15 protein-coding genes and 9 pseudogenes are annotated in these 18,599 nt (G+C 69.3%); 6 read left to right on the top strand and 18 right to left on the bottom strand.

The annotated features are described in order from the left end of the window. Positions 1–331: 331 nt before the first annotated feature. Positions 332–1,703, bottom strand: a pseudogene (locus tag IE271_RS37780) (IS1380 family transposase). A 201-nt stretch (positions 1,704–1,904) separates the two neighbouring features. Next, entirely contained in the window at positions 1,905–2,972 is a 1,068-nt protein-coding gene (locus IE271_RS37775; RefSeq protein WP_190194991.1) for a DUF2855 family protein, read from the bottom strand. A gap of 83 nt (positions 2,973–3,055) precedes the next feature. Here IE271_RS37775 and IE271_RS37770 point away from each other — a divergent pair, with 83 nt between their 5' ends. Further along, a complete protein-coding gene (locus tag IE271_RS37770; protein WP_190194990.1) occupies positions 3,056–3,664 on the top strand; it encodes a TetR/AcrR family transcriptional regulator in 609 nt (202 codons plus the stop codon). Between the two features lie 142 nt (positions 3,665–3,806). Here IE271_RS37770 and IE271_RS37765 read toward each other — a convergent pair. After that, a pseudogene (locus IE271_RS37765) lies at positions 3,807–4,034 on the bottom strand (IS1380 family transposase); the annotation flags it as partial. Positions 4,035–4,196: 162 nt separating this feature from the next. On the opposite strand from IE271_RS37765, the pseudogene IE271_RS37760 reads away from it, so the two are divergent. Then, a pseudogene (locus tag IE271_RS37760) lies at positions 4,197–4,553 on the top strand (response regulator transcription factor); the annotation flags it as partial. Between the two features lie 171 nt (positions 4,554–4,724). After that, positions 4,725–5,424, top strand: a pseudogene (locus IE271_RS37755) (inositol monophosphatase family protein). 8 nt (positions 5,425–5,432) lie between these two features. On the opposite strand, the pseudogene IE271_RS44415 reads toward IE271_RS37755, so the two are convergent. The 5 genes and pseudogenes from IE271_RS44415 to IE271_RS37745 form a co-directional block, all read right to left on the bottom strand. Further along, a pseudogene (locus IE271_RS44415) lies at positions 5,433–5,671 on the bottom strand (IS982 family transposase); the annotation flags it as partial. Between the two features lie 115 nt (positions 5,672–5,786). Beyond that, positions 5,787–6,098, bottom strand: coding sequence for a hypothetical protein (locus tag IE271_RS43725; protein ID WP_308435248.1), 312 nt, complete (start codon positions 6,096–6,098; stop codon positions 5,787–5,789). A gap of 128 nt (positions 6,099–6,226) precedes the next feature. Beyond that, a pseudogene (locus IE271_RS43720) lies at positions 6,227–6,370 on the bottom strand (RNA-directed DNA polymerase); the annotation flags it as partial. Between the two features lie 84 nt (positions 6,371–6,454). Beyond that, positions 6,455–6,826 (bottom strand): reverse transcriptase domain-containing protein, encoded by a 372-nt coding sequence (locus IE271_RS43715; protein ID WP_308435247.1) that lies wholly within the window; start codon positions 6,824–6,826, stop codon positions 6,455–6,457. A gap of 177 nt (positions 6,827–7,003) precedes the next feature. Further along, complete coding sequence (locus tag IE271_RS37745) at positions 7,004–7,984, bottom strand: alcohol dehydrogenase catalytic domain-containing protein (protein ID WP_190194989.1); 981 nt, start codon at positions 7,982–7,984, stop codon at positions 7,004–7,006. A gap of 213 nt (positions 7,985–8,197) precedes the next feature. On the opposite strand from IE271_RS37745, the gene IE271_RS37740 reads away from it, so the two are divergent. After that, on the top strand, positions 8,198–8,623 hold the full coding sequence (locus tag IE271_RS37740; RefSeq protein WP_190194988.1) for a MarR family winged helix-turn-helix transcriptional regulator: 426 nt from the start codon (positions 8,198–8,200) through the stop codon (positions 8,621–8,623). A gap of 49 nt (positions 8,624–8,672) precedes the next feature. Here the strand turns inward: IE271_RS37740 and IE271_RS44180 are convergent. From IE271_RS44180 to IE271_RS37720, 4 genes and pseudogenes are all read right to left on the bottom strand, one after another. After that, a pseudogene (locus IE271_RS44180) lies at positions 8,673–9,264 on the bottom strand (3-methyl-2-oxobutanoate hydroxymethyltransferase). Positions 9,265–10,056: 792 nt separating this feature from the next. Continuing rightward, on the bottom strand, positions 10,057–11,079 hold the full coding sequence (locus IE271_RS37730; RefSeq protein WP_190194987.1) for a helix-turn-helix domain-containing protein: 1,023 nt from the start codon (positions 11,077–11,079) through the stop codon (positions 10,057–10,059). A 64-nt stretch (positions 11,080–11,143) separates the two neighbouring features. Next, positions 11,144–12,091: a hypothetical protein gene (locus tag IE271_RS37725; RefSeq protein ID WP_190194986.1), complete on the bottom strand. Its 948-nt coding sequence runs from the start codon at positions 12,089–12,091 to the stop codon at positions 11,144–11,146. A gap of 112 nt (positions 12,092–12,203) precedes the next feature. Continuing rightward, positions 12,204–12,647 carry a peptidase inhibitor family I36 protein gene (locus tag IE271_RS37720; RefSeq protein ID WP_190194985.1) on the bottom strand — a complete coding sequence of 148 codons (444 nt, stop codon included), beginning with the start codon at positions 12,645–12,647 and terminating at the stop codon, positions 12,204–12,206. A 323-nt stretch (positions 12,648–12,970) separates the two neighbouring features. Between IE271_RS37720 and IE271_RS43515 the strand changes: the two genes are divergently transcribed. Together IE271_RS43515 and IE271_RS37710 are read left to right on the top strand one after the other, a co-directional pair. Continuing rightward, entirely contained in the window at positions 12,971–13,195 is a 225-nt protein-coding gene (locus tag IE271_RS43515) for a transposase domain-containing protein (protein ID WP_190194984.1), read from the top strand. Then, positions 13,141–13,878: pseudogene (locus IE271_RS37710) on the top strand (transposase domain-containing protein); the annotation flags it as partial. The gene IE271_RS43515 and the pseudogene IE271_RS37710, both read left to right, overlap by 55 nt. 57 nt (positions 13,879–13,935) lie before the next feature. Here IE271_RS37710 and IE271_RS37705 read toward each other — a convergent pair. From IE271_RS37705 to IE271_RS37680, 6 genes and pseudogenes are all read right to left on the bottom strand, one after another. Beyond that, positions 13,936–14,538, bottom strand: coding sequence for a hypothetical protein (locus IE271_RS37705; protein WP_190194983.1), 603 nt, complete (start codon positions 14,536–14,538; stop codon positions 13,936–13,938). Positions 14,539–14,677: 139 nt separating this feature from the next. Further along, positions 14,678–14,845, bottom strand: a pseudogene (locus IE271_RS37700) (DNA starvation/stationary phase protection protein); the annotation flags it as partial. Between the two features lie 274 nt (positions 14,846–15,119). Then, positions 15,120–16,148, bottom strand: a complete 1,029-nt coding sequence (locus tag IE271_RS37695; protein WP_190194982.1) for a methyltransferase domain-containing protein — start codon at positions 16,146–16,148, stop codon at positions 15,120–15,122. Positions 16,149–16,363: 215 nt separating this feature from the next. Beyond that, positions 16,364–17,056, bottom strand: coding sequence for an SDR family NAD(P)-dependent oxidoreductase (locus IE271_RS37690; RefSeq protein ID WP_190194981.1), 693 nt, complete (start codon positions 17,054–17,056; stop codon positions 16,364–16,366). A 124-nt stretch (positions 17,057–17,180) separates the two neighbouring features. After that, positions 17,181–17,504: a putative quinol monooxygenase gene (locus tag IE271_RS37685; RefSeq protein ID WP_190194980.1), complete on the bottom strand. Its 324-nt coding sequence runs from the start codon at positions 17,502–17,504 to the stop codon at positions 17,181–17,183. A gap of 55 nt (positions 17,505–17,559) precedes the next feature. Then, complete coding sequence (locus IE271_RS37680) at positions 17,560–18,384, bottom strand: alpha/beta fold hydrolase (protein WP_190194979.1); 825 nt, start codon at positions 18,382–18,384, stop codon at positions 17,560–17,562. Positions 18,385–18,599: the final 215 nt, after the last annotated feature.

Raw genomic sequence — 18,599 nt, 5'->3', positions numbered from 1 at the left:
GGTCAGGTCGAACCCGGCGCAGATCTGCGCGTACTTGCGTTGGATCACAACCGAGAGCCAGAAGAGCTTGTCGCCATAGTCCACGCCGACCTCCCCGCTCCGATGACGAACGATCAGCCCACTCGTCGCGGGCCGGCGGTCTGCACTGGGCGGCCTTCTGGGCTCGATCTTTCGTGAGGGTCTGTCAGCTTACTGACGGACCCTTTCGGCTCGTTCGGGGTGGAGATTCCTGCCGGTGTGCAGGCTCGTGGCCCGGCTGCCGCGCCGGTGGGCGCCGGGTTCCACGCTCCGGTCGGGTGTGGTGCTGCTCGTAGGGGCGGGAAGTTGCTGGTCAGCCAGGGTTCGGCAGAGCCGTGAGCTGTTGCAGGGCGTCGGTGATCACACCGGTCCAGGGCCAGTGATGGCGAGGCGGAGGATGCGACGCCGACCGGTGGTGACCAGTTGGGCGGCGGCGGAGAACAGCCGCAGCCGCAGGCGGCGGGGTTCCCACACCCGGGCTTGGCCGGTGAGAGCGAGCATCGGCAGCCAGGCCAGCAGGTCGAGGGCGATCTGGACGATCTCCAGCCAGATCTGGTTCTGGGCGGCCTCGTGCAGGGGCAGGTTGCCCAGGCCGGTGACCCGCGCGGCGCGGATGCGGTCCTCGGCCCTCGCGCGCTGGCGGTGCGCAGTTCGAGTGCGGCGATCGGGATGTTCTTGGTGCTGGTGGCGAAGCAGGCCAGGCGCATGCCGTCGGCGTCGGTGAAGCGCAACTGTGCGCCGGGGTGCGGCCGTTCCTTCCGCACGATCAGCCGCATCCCCTTGGGCCAGCCTTTGAGGCAGCCGCCGTCGAGTTCGACCACCCGGGCGCCGGCGCAAACCTCGCCGTCCGGCTCGACGGCCGGCGTCCAGGCCGATGCCGGGATCTTCAGGACTGCCTGGTGGATGGCATCGGTGATGGTCATACCGACCGAGTAGGACAGCCACCGGCCGCGGGCGGAAAGCCAGTCGACGAACTCGTGAGTGCCCCCGCCCGAGTCGGTACGGATCAGCGTCCGCCGTCCCCGCCGGTACTTCTTCGGCAACTGCGCCAGCGCGAGCCGGGCGGCATCGATGTGGTCTGCAGCGGTGTTGCTGCCCGCGTTCCCGGGTCGCAGCAGCCCGGCGACCGGCTCCCCGGACCCACCCCGTCCGTGGTCGACGAACCCCATCAGCGGGTGGTGACCGGAGGTTCTCTTCCACGTCGGTGCGGCGTCCTCCTTGTCCGAGTGCGCGATCACCAGCACCCCGTCGAGATCGACGGTCACCGCCCCGCCCTCATCAGGCGCTTTCCCGTCGGCCAAACGCCAGACATGTCGGCGGACTTCGGCCCGCGCGGCACGGATCGCCCGCAGGGCTTTCTCCCCGGAGGCTGCGAGGGTGTCGATGAGGCGCGAGACCGTCGGGTCGGAGGCCACCGGCCCGAACACGGCAGGCTCCGCCCGCAGCATGCCGACATCCGCGAGGCAGTCCCCGCCCAACGCGACCGCCAGGGCCACGTCCAGCAGGATCTTGCCCGGATCGTGCACCGCCCGAGCCTTCCGCCACGGCGTCAGCGCCGCTGATATCGCGGTGTCCAGGCCGGCCCTGCGGACGGTCTCGACCAGCAGCACGCCCCCGGCCTGCGACACCACCGCCCGGCCGCCCTCGATGCGGACACGCGGGTACGACCCGATACGCTTCTTCACCTGGAGAGTGCTTCTTTCCGTACAGCCAACAAGGCCCTAGACACGTCCCATCGTTGCAGGTCAGGAGCACTCACTGCGTTTTCTGATCGCCGCCGGAGGCCCGCCACGTGAAAGCACGAGGCTAGGCTCTCGCCGCCATCTGGTTGCGTCCCAAGCGAAGTCCTGCGCGGCGGCTGAGCGTTTGTCCCAGGCGAACCGTTCTCAGGACGGAACGATCACCGCGATCGTCAACGGATCGACTTCACCTCGCAGCACGCGGTGCCAGACGTGACGGACTTGTTCGAGTCCGGTGACCGTCTCCACTGCGAGATGCTCGGCGGCCCAGACGGCGAGCGACTTCTCGGCGGCCTGCTCGAGAGCCGCCATCTTCTCCTCGCCGATCCGTGCGGCCACGTCGATCCGGCGAAGCCCGACGTTGAACTGCTCGGCGGGTGGCCCCTGCGGGGAGATCTGCGCGGAAGGCTCGCTCGACGGGTGCGTGGCGCCGACTCGGAGGCTGCGAACGAGCGCCGATCCGAGGGTCCGGGCCACCGCGGCGGTGATCTCGGGCCGCCCGGCCACGTCGACATACACGGTGCCCGGAATGCCCACGAGATCTCCAACCTCGTCGTAGGACAGAACCTCGTCGAAGGCCTCGGCGCGAGCAGCGGCCTTGGTGCGGTCAGCCGCGGTCAGCCCAACGACCCGCAGGCCCGCCTCCCGCAGCACAACGGCTGTGGTGAGGGCGGTACGGCTCGTGGCGCTGGAGAACACGACGTGCGCAGGAGCCGACGCCTGTATCTCATCGCTGAGGTGAGCCGCAGTCCTTGCCACTCCCCCGGTGGTCGCGAGCACCACGTCGTCGACCGGGTCGTTCATCCGGGTCATGTCGCGGTAGAGCGGATACATCTCCGACCGTTCCGGCGACGTGGCGCGCAACCCGGTGGGCAGCGGCTCCGCCTCGACCAGCAGGTGTGTGGCCATCGGGATGTAGCCGAAGAACAGCTCGCCGGGCGCCGCCAGGTCGGGGTCGCCGCCGATGACGCGGGCGGTGCCCCAGGCAGGCACTCGTCCCCATCCGTGCTCCCGGGCAGGGAACGGAGCCCAGTACCCGAGCCGGTCGCCGTGGCGGGCGTACGTGATGTTGTTCGAGGTCAGGACGAAGCGCTCGATCTTGAGCAGCACGCTGCCCCGCGCTGGTTCGGGTAACGGATCGGGGACGATCCGCATGGTGTGCAGCGGATCGTCGCGGAGGAACTCGATGGCCTGGAAAGCGGACTGTGCGGACATGCCCTCATGATACTTGTTGGTCGACCAACAAGTAAACTCTCGTCGGTTCGTACCGGAGTACGGACGATGCGTACCCTGGCTGCATGTCGTTGGTTCGTCGCACACAGCAGCAGCGCCGTGAGAGCGCGGCGGCGGCGCTCATGGCTGCGGCCGCCGAGCTGGTCATCGAATCCGGTGTACGGTCGCTCACGCTGGCTCGGGTCAGCGAGCGGGCGGGGTACAGCCGCGGCATCGTCACCCACTACTTCGGCTCGAAGCAGGGACTGATCGACGCCCTTGCCCGTGCACTGCAGGAGGGATTCGTCCCTGGGCTGGCGGAGAAGCCGCCCGGACTCGACCGCCTGCTCGCCCTGATCGACGGCTACCTCGGCGCGCGCGCCCGTTCCTCGACCGCCGGCCACGCCTTTCTGGTGCTCTGGTCCGAAGCCGTGACCGACACCGAACTGGCCCCGACGTTCCGGGAGCGAGACAGCGCGTTCCGCAATGCCATCGCCGAGGACGTTGCGGCAGGCATCGCCGAGGGCACGATCCGCGACACCGTTCACCCCGAGGCCGTCGCGGTCGCCGTTGTCGGACAGCTGCGCGGAATCGGCATGCAGCGACTGCTCGATGTGGACGCCGTCGACGTCGAACGGCTACGCACAGAGGTGATCGAGCAATGGCGACGTGCCTTGAGTGCCGACAGCCGGTGACAACAACGCAGGTCTCGTCTCACCTCGCCTCCGAGGTCGATGACGGACCGCTGATCATCAAGACACCACGACCCGGGTGACCGAAGCGGTCGGCTCTCGTGCCGACCGGTTCGGTCCAGATTGGTCAGTGGCTGTACGACTCGGCGGCCTTTGCCAGGCAGTCCCCGCCCAGCGCGACCGCGAGCGCCGCATCCAGCAGGACCTTGCCCGGATCATGCACCGCCCGTGACTTGCACCACGGCGCCAGGACCACCGATATCGCCTGATCCAGACCGGTCTTGCGGACCGTCTCCACCAGCAGCACACCCCGGGCCTGGGAGACGACTCCGCGACCACCGCCTTCGGTACGGACACGCGGGTAGGGCCCGATACGCTTGTCGGGTAGCCCCGGTGCATTGCTGCACCAGGGCCCTCTCAGAACCGGACGTGCCCGATTTCCGGGCATCTCGGCTCAAGCGAGCCCTGAAGGCTCTCGGGTCTGCTGATGTCTCGCACTGTCCGTTCTCTTGCTTCGGATGCACGAGGCATGGGCAAGGACATCGCCCCCGAACATCTGGTCTCCGCCCTACGCCTGGTGCAGACCGGCGACGCTCTCCTCGCACCCACGATCACTCGTCGGCTGATCGAGCGATTCGCCCACCACGAGGAACCCCAGGCCATCGCCCCGCACCGCGATCTGTCCAGCCTGACCCCGCGCGAACTCGAAGTGCTCCGCCTACTCGCGACGGGCCTCAGTAATGCCGAACTCGCCTCCCGGCTGTTCCTTAGCCCGACCACGGTCAAAAGCCACGTCGGTCGCATCCTGTCGAAGCTGGACCTGCGCGACCGCGTCCAGGCCGTCGTCTTCGCCTACGAGACGGGGCTGATCGCCCCGGGTAGGAGCGCCTAGCTTCGCCAGTGCTCCGTCCGGAAAGGATCGCCGAGGCGATAGCTTCGCCTCGATAGTCTGCACGGCATGATCGACTCATACGCGAGCTCCGACGACGCTGCAGTCGCGATAGCCGGGGCGCGGGCTGGCGCGAACGTGATCCGCAGAATGTACGGTCGGTGACTCAGCCGCATCGACAAGGGTGCCGGGGACTTTGCCACCGCCGCCGACGTGGAGGCATAGGAGGCGATCCTCGGCGTCATCCTTGCCGCACGGCCCAATGATGCGGTGCTCGGAGAGGAAGGCGGGCAGCAGGGTGCCGCCGAAGCTGTGCGCCAGTGGTTGGTGGCCCCCCCTGTGCGGCACGCTGAACTATGCCGTCGGCAGCATGCTGGTGGCCGTCAACGTGGCGCTGCGCGATGGGGCGGCGGTGGCCGACCCGTTCAGCGGCGAGGTCTTTTTCACCGATCGGGAGGCCGCCTGGGTGCGGCGTGACGGGGTCGACGACGCACTGCTGAGACCCGCGCCGTCTACCCGATTGGTGGACGTCGACCTGGATCCGCCCTTCCCGAGTGCGCCGGGATTCCGGGCTGTGGACCTGCTGGCCTGCCCTGAGTTCGTCGAGCGTTTCCGGCCGCGCGTCGTGTCCACGACGCTGGCGCTGGCCTGAGTGGCTGCCGGCAAGCGCGCCGCGTATGTCACCGATGGCGGCGACCTCTCCGGGAGCGTGCATTTCGCGGCCGGTATCGCTTTGTGCCGGGCTGCTGGCTGCGTCGTCACCGGGATCGACGGTGTCCCGATTGGCGAGGCGGGTCGTGGGCTTGTGGTCGCCGCCGACGAGGAGACCCACGGACTGCTGATGTCGATGACGCGCAGCCTTCCACACGATTGATTCCAAGGTCAGTGGTCGTAGCCGGTCAGTGACCGGATGACTGGTTGGTCGGTGTGACGATTGTGCCAAATCGCGGCGGTCAGAGCGAGGAGTCGTTGCACGACGCGAACGGCTACCCCGGCAGGGTCTGCTTGACGGACTCGATCAGCTGCCGTAGCGGCTTGAACAGCGCTGAGCCGACCCGTTCAGGTTTGCTCTTGCGGACCGGCCGCAGCAGTCGGACGCCCAGGCCAGCGAGTTGAAGTTCGGTGTGGTTCTCGACACGGATTGGCCAACTGCCCTCAGAGCCGCAGTGGCCTTCGGTCTCGGCAAAATTTCCGGCGTCGCAGCGGATGACCAGGTGTGCGTCAGCCGTGATGCCGTCACCCCCAGGGGCGCATTCCGAGGCGCAACGTCGACGCCTGCCAACCGAGACACCCGAGGGAATCCCAGCCATGCCACTGTCGGCTACTGCCCCTCAAAAGCGAGACGCCGAGGAAGGCGGACACGGCATTTGCCGCGTTAATCCAGTAGTCGGTCAGGGCAGGGTCGTCCGGGGACGCCGTGCCCTTGACCAGCTGGTGCCGGATGATCTTCGTCCAGGCGAACTTGACGAGGTAGGCGCCGGTCTCCCGATCACCGAACACCCATCGGTCCTGCCGGGCCGTATTGAAGCGGCCGAAGTACGGGTCCATGATCCAGTGCCTCGACTTCTTCGGGTGCCTGGGCAGCGTCCACCGGTAGGTGAGCTGCCACAAGTAGCTGCCAGGGAGGCGCATACCTCCTTGGACACCACCGTCCGGTAATAGGCCGACCAGCCGCGCACGATCGGATTGATCGTGCGCAGCACCGCGAGAGGAGAAGCGCCCCGAAGGGCGCGGATTTCGCCTCGCAGCCGCTCCCGGATCCGCTTGACGGCCGTTGTGCTCGGTTTGATCAGCAGCTTGCCGCTTCGATAGCGGCGCACGTTGAATCCGAGGAAGTCGCATCCGGTCTCCGCGTGGACGATGCGTGTCTTGTCCTCGTTGAAGACCAGCCCCCTCGGCGCGAGTCAGGCGGCAAGCCGTGCCTTCACCTGCTCAGCCGCTTCGCGGCTGTGGCATATGGCCACAAGATCGTCGGCGTATCTGACCACAACCGGGCTGTTGAGCATGGTCTGACCGGCGCGGGGGCCGGCCGCGTAGTAGTACACGCCCGCAGCCGTCTCCATCCCATGAAGGGCAACGTTCAGGAGCAAGGGGCTGATCACCCCGCCCTGGGGCGTCCCCGCCTCGGTCAGGGTGAACCGACCACGCTCGACCACGCCGGCCTTCAGCCACTGCCGCACCATGTCCCGGGCGGGAAAGGTGCCAAGCTGGGCGAGAAGGTGATCGTGGTCGATGCGGTCGAACGCCGCCGCCAAGTCCGCATCCAGGATCCACACGCGCTACGGGTTCTTCCCGTTCAACGTGTTGTAGATGAGGTGTGTGACACTCCCGGTCTCGGTGCGATTGTGCAGGGCATCCACAGGCAGGGACTCGGGGACGCCGTGGCCGAAGACGGCGGTTCATGGGACTCGCGCGCGAAGCGATGTATCAGTGCTGTTCAGGATCAGTGCTGTTCAGGGCAGCAGGACCAGTTTTCCCGTGACTTCGCGGTTTTCGAGACGCCGGTGGGCCTCGGCGGCATCCCGCAGCCGGAGCGTGCTCACCTTCGGTGTGATCGCTTCTTGTGCGAGCAGCTCGGTCAGTGTGGTGATGTCGGCACGGAAGGTGGCGGTGTCCCGGTCGACCGCGCTCTCCACGGTGTGCAGGGCCAGGCGAGGGCCTGGAGTCAGCTTGGCTCGTGCGATCGCCGCGGCGGTACGCAGCAGGGCCCCGGTACGGGAGTGTCCGGAACCGGCGGCGAAGCTGAATCCGTAGGAGACGACGACGCCGGTACGGGCGGTCGCTCTGCGGGACCGTGCCAGCGACGGTCCTCCGACGGGATCAAACGTCGCCGCGACCGGTGCGGGAACCGCGGCGGCGTTCGGTGCCCATGTCGCGCCGAGCGCCTCGACCTGGGCCCGGCGCGAGGGGCTGGACGTGCCGTAGACGGTGACGCCGGCGTGGGCGGCGAGCTGGCACAGCGCCGACCCGACCCCGCCGGCCGCTCCGAGCACGAGGACGCTCTGCCCCGGCCGTGGCCGGGCGATGCGCTGGAACATCTGCCACGCCGTGAGGTAGTTGAGCATGAGCGCGTCGAGTACAGCGGCGTCCGGCCCTTCCGGCAGCGGCGCGACCCGTCCCTGCGGAGCGAGTACGTGCGTTGCGTACCCGCCGGTGCCGACCAGGGCTCCGACGCGCTGACCGATCGCGAGGTCCCTGACGCCGGGGCCGACGGCGTCGACGTGGCCCACCACGTCGAATCCGAGCACGCGCGGCAGGCGGCCGGGATTGAGACCTCGGCGGGTGGTGATGTCGTTGAAGGCGACGCCCGCCGCTTCCGTCGTGATCCGGACCTGGCCGGGCCCCGGGGACGGCAGGGTGTGTTCCTCGACGCGCAGGACGTCCGGCCCGCCGACTGCTGAAAGCGCGATGCTCAGGGCTGCGATTGGCTGCATACGTGAGAGCTTACATGACTTTCTCAAGTAAAAGTCGCCGGTCCTCGCGTCACGGCGAAGGGGGTGTGCGTCACCCGGCCTTCGACGTCCCAGCGCTTTCGGGTGTTAAAGTCAAGGAGAAAGTCATGTACTGGGCGGGCTGGGCACCCCACACCCCATGCCGGCAGGCGCGCGTTGCCGGACGGCGCCATCGAGACGAGCGGAGGTCGCGACGTGCCATCCAGTGACATCACGGCCCACACGCTCGATCAGGTGGTGCAGCTCGCCGCACGCATCACGGGCGTCATGCGTGACGGCCTGGAAGAGCTGGACCTCACTGAGCCACTGGCCAATCTGCTCTGGATCCTTGACCCGGCGGCAGCTCCACTCCCGCTGCGCAAGCTGGCGCTACGACTGCACTGCGACCCGTCCAACATCTCCCAGTTGAGCGTGCAGCTGGAGGACAAGGGTCTTGGGCAGCGCCGCCCCCACCCGGAGGACGGGCGTGTTCGAACACTGGTCCTGACCGAGCGGGGCGTCGAGGTGCGCACCCAGCTGCTCGACCTCGTCGCAGCCCGCTCCCCACTGTCGGTGCTCGGCGACGCCGAGCAACACCGGCTCCAGGCGATGCTGGCCAAAGCGCTCGCCACGCCGCGTTAGGTACCGCAGGCTCCCCTCGGCTGACTGATCAGTGCGGAACGACGTTCGTTCAAAGCCGTCGCCAGCGATGATGCAGCCGGCCAGTCGGGGCAGGCCGAGGCGGAGATCGGCACGTTCCTCGTGGTCGGATCGCGCCGTTCACCGGTAGGACCGGACAACCGGGCCGGCCGTTGATCATCTCGATCAGCACGGCGAACGCACCGGCCGCCTCCAGAGCCTTCGCCGCCGACACCAGCCGCTGTGCACCCGGCTCCGGCCCTGCACCCGGTAGCCGCCGATGCCGTGCTCGGACTGCGGAAGGAACTCGATGTGCCATCACGGGGATCCCGGAGCGGGCCAGCAGCTCCACCTGCCCCGCCATTTCCTGGCCGCTCTCCAGCTTCACCGTGTGCGCCGGCCTCCTTCGTGAACCGCACCGCCGCGAGAAAGCACCGATCCGCGGACGCCTCGTACGAGCCGAACGGCAGGTCCGCGATCACCAACGCCCTCCGGGCGGCCCCGGACACCGCGCGAACCAGCGGGAGCAGCTCGCCCACCGTCACCGGCAGCGACGACGTGTTTCCGAAAATATTGTTCGACGCCGAGTCCCTGATCAGCAGCACCGGGATACCCACCTCGCCAAACGTCGCCGTGACGTACATGCCGTACACCGTCAGCATCGCCCACTTCTCCCCGCGCTCCTTCACCTCCCGCTGGTGAGGGGATCCGGACATGGCGCAACTCCTCCAACGCAGCCTCGGCCCGGTCCGGATGGAAGGGGTGCCACAGCCGCCACCCCTGGGCCGCCAGGGGCTGGACGGCTTCCCAGCACGCCCGGGTCTTGCCGGTGGAGGAGGAGCCCACCAAAACCACGATCCGGCTGCGTCCCCGCCCGGCCTGCCCTACCGCCTCGGCCAGCACCCGGTCATGGTCGCGCACCACGTATCCGGGCAGCGCCCGCTGCTGCGGTGGAGCCGAACCAGCACCCCGCGCAGCAGAACCGGCCGGATGGACCTCCAAGGCGTGCGGCTCCCACTCCCCTCCCCGCCTTCCCTGCACCGGCCCGTCCACGTCGGCCGTGCCCGGCTCATTTTCGGCCCTGCCCGGCTCCTGCGCCGCGGCCCGCTGTAACTCCAGCCCTCGGTCACCGGCAGCTTCAACACCCATCCCAGCGCGGCCACCGTCGCCGGTGAGGGCACCGAGGCGTGAGGGGAGAGCGCCTGTGAGACGGTGGTCCGCCCCAGCCGGGCACGTACGGCCAGCTGTGTCTTGTTCAGCCCCACCCCGGCAGCCGGTCGGCCAGTTGCCTGCGCAGCTCGGAAAGCGCCGGACTGCGGCCGTCGTACTCGTCCTTCACAGACCCGCCCCCGAGGTGGTGTGTTCGCCAGCGTTCATCCTCCTCCATGGCTGTCGGTGACCAGGGGGGCGGCCAGGCCCGTGCACGACGCCGCCGCTCACCCGGCGCCGAGCGCGTGGTGGCGGTAGTCGCGGGGCGGCAGGCCATACGCGGAGCGGAAGGCGCGGCTGAAGGTGGCCGCGTCGGAGAAGCACCAGCGGGCGGCGATGTCGTGGATAGGGCGGCCCCGCAGCGCCGGGTCGGCCAGGTCGCGGCGAGCGCGCTCCAGACGCTGGCGGCGGATCAAGGCGGCGACCGTGATGGCGGCCGGTTCGCGTGCCGGCCCATGCTCCGATACGGGCCCCGGTCCCGCCTCCCGTACCGGCGCCGGTTTCTGCTCCCGTTCCTGGAACAGCCGGTGCAGGTAGCTGAGGGAGATGTGATGGGCGGCGGCGACGGTGGCCGGGCTGAGGTCCGGGTCCGTGAGATTCCGCTGGATGAAGGACCGGACGGACGCCGCGAGGGTGCGGCGGCGGGACTCCGGTTCCAGGGCGGCTGAGGCGCTCCTGTCGTCGAGGAGCTGGGCGAAGAACGCGGAGACCAGGTCCACCAGGACCGCCCCCAGCCGGGGCCCGTCGGCGGGACGGTAGGAGTCGGTGCCGATCCCGTCGGCGAGTCCGGTGAGGAACTGCGCCAGCAGGACGCCGACCCCGTTGCGCGCCGTGGCGCGTCGGCCGAGCAGGTGCCGGTTGATTGGGTCGGCCGGCAGCGTGACCAGGGAACGCGGGACGGCCACCGCCAGCCCGCGGTACGGACGACCGTCGTCGGGCTGGACGTAGGTGAAGGCGCAAGGACTCGAGGTACCGTGCACCAGCATGCCGCCCGGATCGACCCGGCCGTCCCGGTCCACCCAACTGCTGCCGACACTGCCCTGCACGGGGAGGCACACGTGGTACAGCTCGGGGTCACAGCGCCGGATCCGCCGCACGTCGCGGGCGACACGCACCGTCGTACAGCTCAGGTCCAGGACCTCCACCGCACCCAGCCGCAGCGCGCGGGACCGCAGGTGCAGGGCGGCGGGGTCAGCGGCCCGCAGCTCGAACGGCCAGGCGTCCGGGTCCAGACCGGATGACTCGTCCATGTCATGCCTCATCCTTCCAGTTAACCGCATGCGGGCGGGGGCCGTCGGGCACGGGTCGGTGCGTTCACTTCGGCTGCTCACCAGCCAGCACCACGCGGGCGTTGCCCAGTCGGGTGGCGCGGGCCGCCGCGATCCGGTCGAAGCGAGGGCGATCGCGGCCGACGGCGTCCCGCTGGAGCGCGGTCTCGGCGGCGTGCCAACTGCGCAGCAGTCCGGACGACTCTTTGCAGCGGACGTCCGCCCGGGCCGTCGCCACCTCCGCCGCCGGGACGGCCGCCCCATCCAGGTTCCAGCGCGCGTCACCGCCAGCGGCGTCCGGATCGCGGTGGCGGAATCCGGCCCGGAACATGCAGTCGCGCCAGCGGACCCGCGCCCGAACCACCTCCGGGTCGGCGCCGCTGCGCTCCAGGGTGGCGGAGCTGCGTGCGGCCAGCCAACCGTCGTCGGCGTCGGCGGTCGCGGCGACGCCCCGGTCCACCACGGCGTCCGCCTGCCCGTAGCAGCCCAGGTCCCCCTCGGTGCCGTCGCCGTAGATCGCGCTCTCCTCGGCCGCACTCACCTGCTCGCTCCAGACCTGCAGCCGCCGGCGGCGCCGATCGCCGTCCGGATCGGCGGGGAGGTGGTAGCCGTAGCGGGACACCGCGCGGGGGTCCGCGACGCCGTAGCGGCGGCTGTTGTCGTAGCCGGCCGGCGGCCCGGTGTCCGCCGTGTTGCGCGGCATGGTGAAGTCCAGGCCCCGCTCCCGTACGCAGCGCGCGACCAGCGTGTACCGCGCTCGCTCCAGCAGCCACACGTCCCGGTCGTCCCACTTGTACGCGTCGAAAGGCAGGTCGAGCCGGAGGGCGGCGGGCGGCCGGCCCTCGGGGCGGTTGCCGCCCGGGGCGGCAGGGCGGGCGGCGTCAGCGCGGCCTCCGCCGTGTCGCTGCTCGCCGGGTCCCCCGCACCCGGCGAGCAGCGACACGGCAGAGGCCAGCGCGACACAACTGACGCCCAGGGATCGCAGTACACGCATGTCAGCCTCCTCGGCGGTGGAGTAATGGACGGGTGAGCTGGCGTGCCGGGCCGCCGGTGGTGCCGGGAGCCACGGCGTGCGGCTTCCGGCACCACCGGTCTGGGGCTCCGCGTCAGCAGACGAACTTCGCGGAGGAGGCCCGGTTGTCGCCGATCTTGTTGTTGGAGAGATACGCGTCGTACGTGCCGTTGGCGAAGACGGTGTGGTCCCCCTTGTGGTCGGCGTTCTGATACAGGGCCACGGTGCACCCGCTGCGGTTCTTCACCGAGCTGGTTTCGTCGTTCATCCCGTCTCCGGAGTCGCCGCCGACCGCGTCGCGCCAGTTGTTGTTGTCGAAGTCCTTGTCGCTCGCGCGCAGGTTCCTCCAGTGGTCGCCGGCGTTCTCGTTGTACTCGGAGTTCTCGTACAGGCAGAAGTTGCCGCTGCTGCATGCCCCGCCCGCGTTCAGCACACCGGTGTGCCCGGTGGCCGGAGCCGCCGTGGCGGGCAGGGCGGCGAGGCCGAGTCCCACGGTCGCGGTGGTGGCCAGCAGCACTCGGATGACGGTATTCCTCACAGGTGTTCTCCCTGGTCGGTCGTTGCCGGTCCTTGTCGGGCCGAACCTGGAGACGACGTTACGAGGGTGTGTGAGGGGCCGTCGTTGGCCTCCTGTGCACAGTATCTTGACGTTTTGTGCAGCGCCTACGTGGTCAGGCAGAAGGGGCACCCGGCCGGGGGCCTTGACCCAAGGCCGGGCAGTCAGCGTTTTCGCAGGTCATGCAAGCTCGTTGAGAGATTTCCAATGCGAAGCAACGGAGCTCGTTGGTACAGGCCGTCGACCAAGACAGCTTGTCCCGAGGAGCTCCGTTGCCGTCTCATCATGTCCTGTCCGCCCCGCTGGTGACCATCACCCGTACGGTCACCGTGGCCGCGGGGAAGTTCGCGCCCGGTCATCTGGGTGAGCTGACGGCTGTCGTGCCGTTCGAGCTCATCGACGCGGTCCTTGAGGAGACCCGTAGCGTGCAGAGACGGCTTCGTGATCTTCCTTCCCGTGTCGGGTCTACTTCCTCCTCGCCATGTGCCTCTTCCCGGAGGTCGGCTACCAGCTGGTCTGGAACAAGCTGACCGCCGGGCTGAGCGGGATGCCGGTGGCCTCTCCGACACCGAAGGCTCTGCGCGATCTGCGCCGAAGGCTGGGCTGCGCACCGGTACGGGCGTTGTTCGACGTGCTGGCCGGACCGCTGGCCCGGCCGACGACCTCAGGAGTGCGGTTCGGTCCGTACCGGACGGTCTCCTTCGACGGCTACAGTTCGCAGAAGGTCCCCGGCACGGAACGCAATCGTGCCTGGCTGGGCCGAACCTCGCACCACGGGTACCCCACGCTGGAATTGATGACGCTGGTAGAAACCGGGACGAAAGCTCTGATCGGTGCGGTCTTCGGCCCCACCACGCAGGGCGGGACCAGCTACACCACCCGTCTCCTGCACTTGCTCCGGCCGGACATGCTCGTGCTGTGGGACAAGGGCTTCGACGGCAACGACTTCCTCGCCGCCGTCACCTCGACCCGCGCCCAGTTCCTGGGCCGGCTGCGCAGCAAACGGCGCACCCCGGTCCTCGCGCGTCTGGCCGACGGCTCGTACCTGCCGGTGATCGGCACCGTGAAGGGGCGAGTCGTCGATGCGCAGATCACCGTGAGGTGCACCGACGGCACTGTCTTCGCCGGCTCCTACCGACTGGCCACGACGCTGACTGATCCTCGCCGTTACCCCGCCGCTGTGCTGGTGAACCTCTACCACCAGCGGTGGAAACACGAATCGGCGTACTCCTCCGACCCGGCCACCGCGACGTCACCGGTGCGCAGTTCCTCAGCGAGCGCGGCGAACACCATCGCCTCGAAGTGCTTGCGCAAAGACACCGGGCCGGTTCTTGTCCCGTACGGCCTTCTGCCAGTTCAGCGTGGCGAAGGAGATGCCGAGCGGGCGGCCGTCCTCGTGCCGCTCCAGGACGCAGTCGCGGGAGGTCTTGTACCGGCGGACGTGCGCGAGCGCGTCCAGGACGCGGTTGTCCTCGGAGGTTGCCCGCAGCTCCAGGCAGCTGGTCAGGTCGTACATCGTGGAGCGGTCCTTGGGCAGGTGCCCGTACAGCAGCACCTCCCAGTAGTTGCCGTGGTGGGCTGCGACCTTCTCGATCTGCTCGTACTGGCCCGCGAACCCGCCGAAGTCGTCCACCGCCGCCGCGGGCACTCCCAGGGCGCCGGCCTGCACCCGCAGGGCCTGCACCATCATGTGCAGGGCGGGCCCGAGCCCTTCGCCGAGCCGCGCGGCGACGGAGTCGGCCTTCGTGTCCTGGTCGAGTTCCCCGACCGCCGACAGGATCTCGGCCGTCATGACAGCCGCCTTCTCCCGGGCGGCCCGGACGGAACTGTCGGCGTCGATGTGCTGGAGCACGGTGCGGTAGTTCCCGATCAACACCTCGACGATGGCCCGCCGTTGCACCCGGACCCTCTCCAGCTCCGCCTTGGCCCGCTTGAAACGGGTGACGGGCGGACCCGCTCAGGCGTTCAAGATCATCCCGCGGCGGGTTTCTGGCGTATCCGGGTCATGCCCCCAGTTCGTCGAGCTGCAGGTGGATGGAGCGGAAGCGAGGCCCCACGATGTTCCAGTGCGTCTGCTTCCCGATCAGCGAGATCCCGAGGGAATCCACGAGGGTGCTCTGCAGCGCGCTCCCGGCGACCTGACGGGCCGCGTCGGGAATCATGCCCTTCATGACAGTCATACGGCGGTTCTCCTTGCGTAATCGGCTCCGGCGATACGGAGCAGTGCGACACGTTCCGGCGGCGGGGTGAGCAGTGGGCCCGCTCCCCGGGCATCGTCGTGGCGTGGGTTCAGGCGGCGTGGAGGGTGATGGCGGCCTGGGCGGCGTCGGTGTTGCGCAGAGCGTTGAGCACGAAGAAGTCGTGGGTGATGCCCGGGTAGCGGGTAGCCCGTCGGCCACGAGGTGGATCTGGTGGCCGACGTCCCTGCTTCGTGTTCCACCAACTCGGTGGTTCTCACTGTCCGCGACGGCCGAGGACGAGCCGACCGACCGGGGTGGGCACGACCTCCACGCGGGTGAAGCCACCGGCCCGCAGCTCCGCGGCCAGGTCCTCCGCGCTCACAACAGGCGGGACCCCGCGGCAGTCGGCGACGAGCGCGTCGAGAGATGCGCCGAGGCGGGCGGACGTCGAGTCGTCGGCCGGCGCGGCGAGTTCCTGTGCGAGAAGCAGACCGCCCGGGGTGAGTGCGCGCCGGATGGCGGCCAGGGTGGACTCGCGGGTGTGGCTCGGGAAGAATGCCTGGGCCCAGTAGCAAACACCGTAGACCGCGTCGTCATCGAGCTCCTGGGCATTGGAATGCCGGATGTCCAGGCGTGCGGCCACACCGGCGGCCTGAGCACGTTGCCGCAGTTCCTCGACGACGTCGGAAGCTCGCTCGACGGTGACAGCGCGCAGGGCGGGGTACTCCACCAGCGCACTCAGCACGGCTCCGCCGACCCCGCCGCCGACGTCCAGCAGGGGGCCGCCGGCGGCCAGCCGGTCACGGTAGGCCGGGAGCGCGTCGTAGGCCATCACGAACATGCTGCGCGCGGCCGGGGTGGGCCGGACGCCCCAGTCGCGGGCGATGACCAGCGCGTCCGACTCCCAGTCGTACGCGGTGGGTGGGGAGAAGGCCGAGTGCACCCGCTCGAGTGCCGCGTTCGATGCCTCCAGCACGGTCGCCAGTTCCACCCCGGAGGCGCCGGCGTGCAAAGCGCCGAACTCCGGGCTCAGCACGTAGGCGGGTGCGGAGTCGTCCGCCTTTCGGACCACCCCGGCAGCCTGGAGTACCTCGATGATCCGGCGGGCTCGGTCGGTGGTGATGTCACTGACGGTGGCGAGGGCCTCCGCGGTGATGGGCCGGGTCAGAAGGTCGAGCGTTTTCGTGTCCGATGTCACCTGCAGCAGAGCGAGCAGCTCGGCACCCCGCGCCCACTGCTGTATCTGTGCACGCCCGGCGAAGGCCGCCTGCAGGGCGCCGAGTTCCTCGAGTCGTTCGTCCATCGTGATCTCTCTTCTCGTAGAGTACCCATCGCTGCGACCGCGAGATCGATGCGGGGCTGGTGGTCCGGTCCGGGGGAGCTGCCCGCGCCGGACAACGTGGTTGCAGGGGCTTGGCGACTGAGTCCTGATTGCCTCGGTGAGGACCCGTGGGCCCTCACCGGTGCGCCGGGTGGGGTGTGGTTGCCAGGACTGTCGCGGGGTCGGGCCTGCCGCCGTCACCAGGGGAGTGTGCCGACGCGGTCGGTGACCGTGCCGGTGGGCGTGTCGGGCCCCAGGGTGGCGATACGCACCGCCGCCTCCGCGCCCTCCTCGACGCTGTGCCCGATGTGGCCGGTGAACTCGGTCGCGGTCTGGCCGGGGTCCACCGCGTTGAAGCGGACGTCGGGGATCGTCCTGGCGTACTGCGTGGTCAGCATGGTGACCGCGCTCTTCGACGAGCCGTAGGCGGCGAGCGGATACTGCGACTCGACCCGCTCCGGGTCATGGGTCAGCGTGAACGACCCCAGACCGCTGGTGACGTTGACGACGGACGGGGCGGTCGCTTTCCGCAGCAGGGGCAGAAACGCGTGCGTGACGCGCACCAGGCCGAAGACGTTGGTTTCGTAGACGTGGCGGACCTGATCGGCCGTCATGTCCTCGGGTGCGGTCACTTCGCCGAGGATGCCGGCGTTGTTGACGAGAATGTCCAGGTGGCCGACCCGTGCGCGCAGCGTCTCGACCGCCGCGTCGACCGACGCGTCGTCGGTCACGTCCAGCTGGACGAAGCCGGCGCCGAGCCGGTCGGCGGCCTTGCGTCCGTTCCCGGCGTCCCGGGCTCCGATCCAGACCGTCTGGCCCGCCTGGACGAGTCGGCGCGCGATCTCGTGGCCGAGGCCCCTGTTGCCGCCGGTGATCAATGTGGTGGTCACGTCGTGTCTCTCCTGTGCGTGTCGTCGGAGCGGGTGCTCCCGCAAAAGCGGTCACCGGGAGCACCCGCGGGATCGGTTCGCGGTGGTGCGGCCCGCCGGCGTCGATGCCGGCGGGCGTCCGGCGCTAGTGGGCGGGACGGAACGGACGCAGCAGGCGGATGCCGTCCTCGATGGATCCGTCGATCAGTTCGAGCATCTGTGGGACGAGTTCCCGCATCCGGGGCGCGGCGAGGTGGGCGTCGAGGTGGGCGCGGGTCTCCCAGCGTTCGTAGATGACGAACTCGCCGGGTCGGCCCTCGACTTCGTGGGCCTCGTAGTCGATGTTGCCGGGGTCGTTGCGCGAGGGGGTGACGGCGGCGGTGATGAACGCCTTGAGGTCGGCTTCCCTACCCGCCTTGGCCTTCGCGTCCCACACGACGGTCACGTAGCCGGTGGATGTTGCGGTCATGGTGATTCCTCTTCTGTTCCGTGCTGACGAGCTGTGTGTCAATACCGGGCCGGTGTCAGCTCTCGATGAAGTCGAGGAGGTCGGCGTTGACGGTGTCGGCGTTCACGGTGCACATGCCGTGCGACAGTCCCGGGTAGACCTTCAGGCGCGCGTTCTTGACCAACGTCACCGCCATCTCGGCGGAGTCGGCGATCGGGACGATCTGGTCGTCGTCGCCGTGCATGATGAGCGTGGGCACGTCGATCGCCCGGAGGTCGTCGGTGAAGTCGGTCTCCGAGAACGCCTTGATCCCCTCGTAGTGCGCCTGCGCGCTGCCGGTCATCCCCTGGCGCCACCAGTTCTGGATGACGCCCTGGGAGATGTCCGCGCCCGGGCGGTTGAACCCGTAGAACGGCCCGGAGGCGAGGTCGAGGTAGAACTGGGAGCGGTTGGTGGCCAAGGCCTCGCGGAAGCCGTCGAAGACCTCGACCGGCAGCCCTCCCGGGTTCGATTCGGTCTGGACCATGAGCGGCGGGACCGCTCCGATGAGGACGGCCTTGGCGACCCGCCCGGCACCGTGCCTGGCGACGTACCGCGCGACCTCTCCACCACCGGTGGAGTGGCCGACGTGGACGACGTCGCGCAGGCCGAGGTGCGCCACCACGGCGGCGGCGTCCGCCGCGTAGTGGTCCATGTCGTGCCCGTGGCCGACCTGGGCGGAGCGCCCGTGCCCGCGGCGGTCGTGGGCGATGACACGGTAGCCGTGCTGGACGAGGAACAGCAGCTGGGCGTCCCAGTCGTCCGAGCTCAGCGGCCAGCCGTGGTGGAACATGACCGGCCGGCCCGAGCCCCAGTCCTTGTAGAAGATTTCGGTTCCGTCGCTGGCGGTGACGAACGGCATGGTCTGCTCCTCGTGGTCTCGCCCGGGTACCGGGCGGTTTCGATGTCTCCACGAGAATGGCTCGGCGGCCGTACCGACAGCCTCCGTCAGCTGACTGACATCCGGCCGACGGCTCGCTTAGGTCGTTTCTGATGGCTCTTGTCCGGCGCGGTGGACCAAGCTCTGGGCCGGTCAGGCGTTGGTCATGGTGCGGCGACATGAACTGACCGACGAGC

Source organism: Streptomyces minutiscleroticus (assembly GCF_014650875.1).
Classification (GTDB): domain Bacteria; phylum Actinomycetota; class Actinomycetes; order Streptomycetales; family Streptomycetaceae; genus Streptomyces; species Streptomyces minutiscleroticus.
Note: the sequence above shows the minus strand (reverse complement) of the source record. Positions and strands in the feature narration are given on the sequence as shown.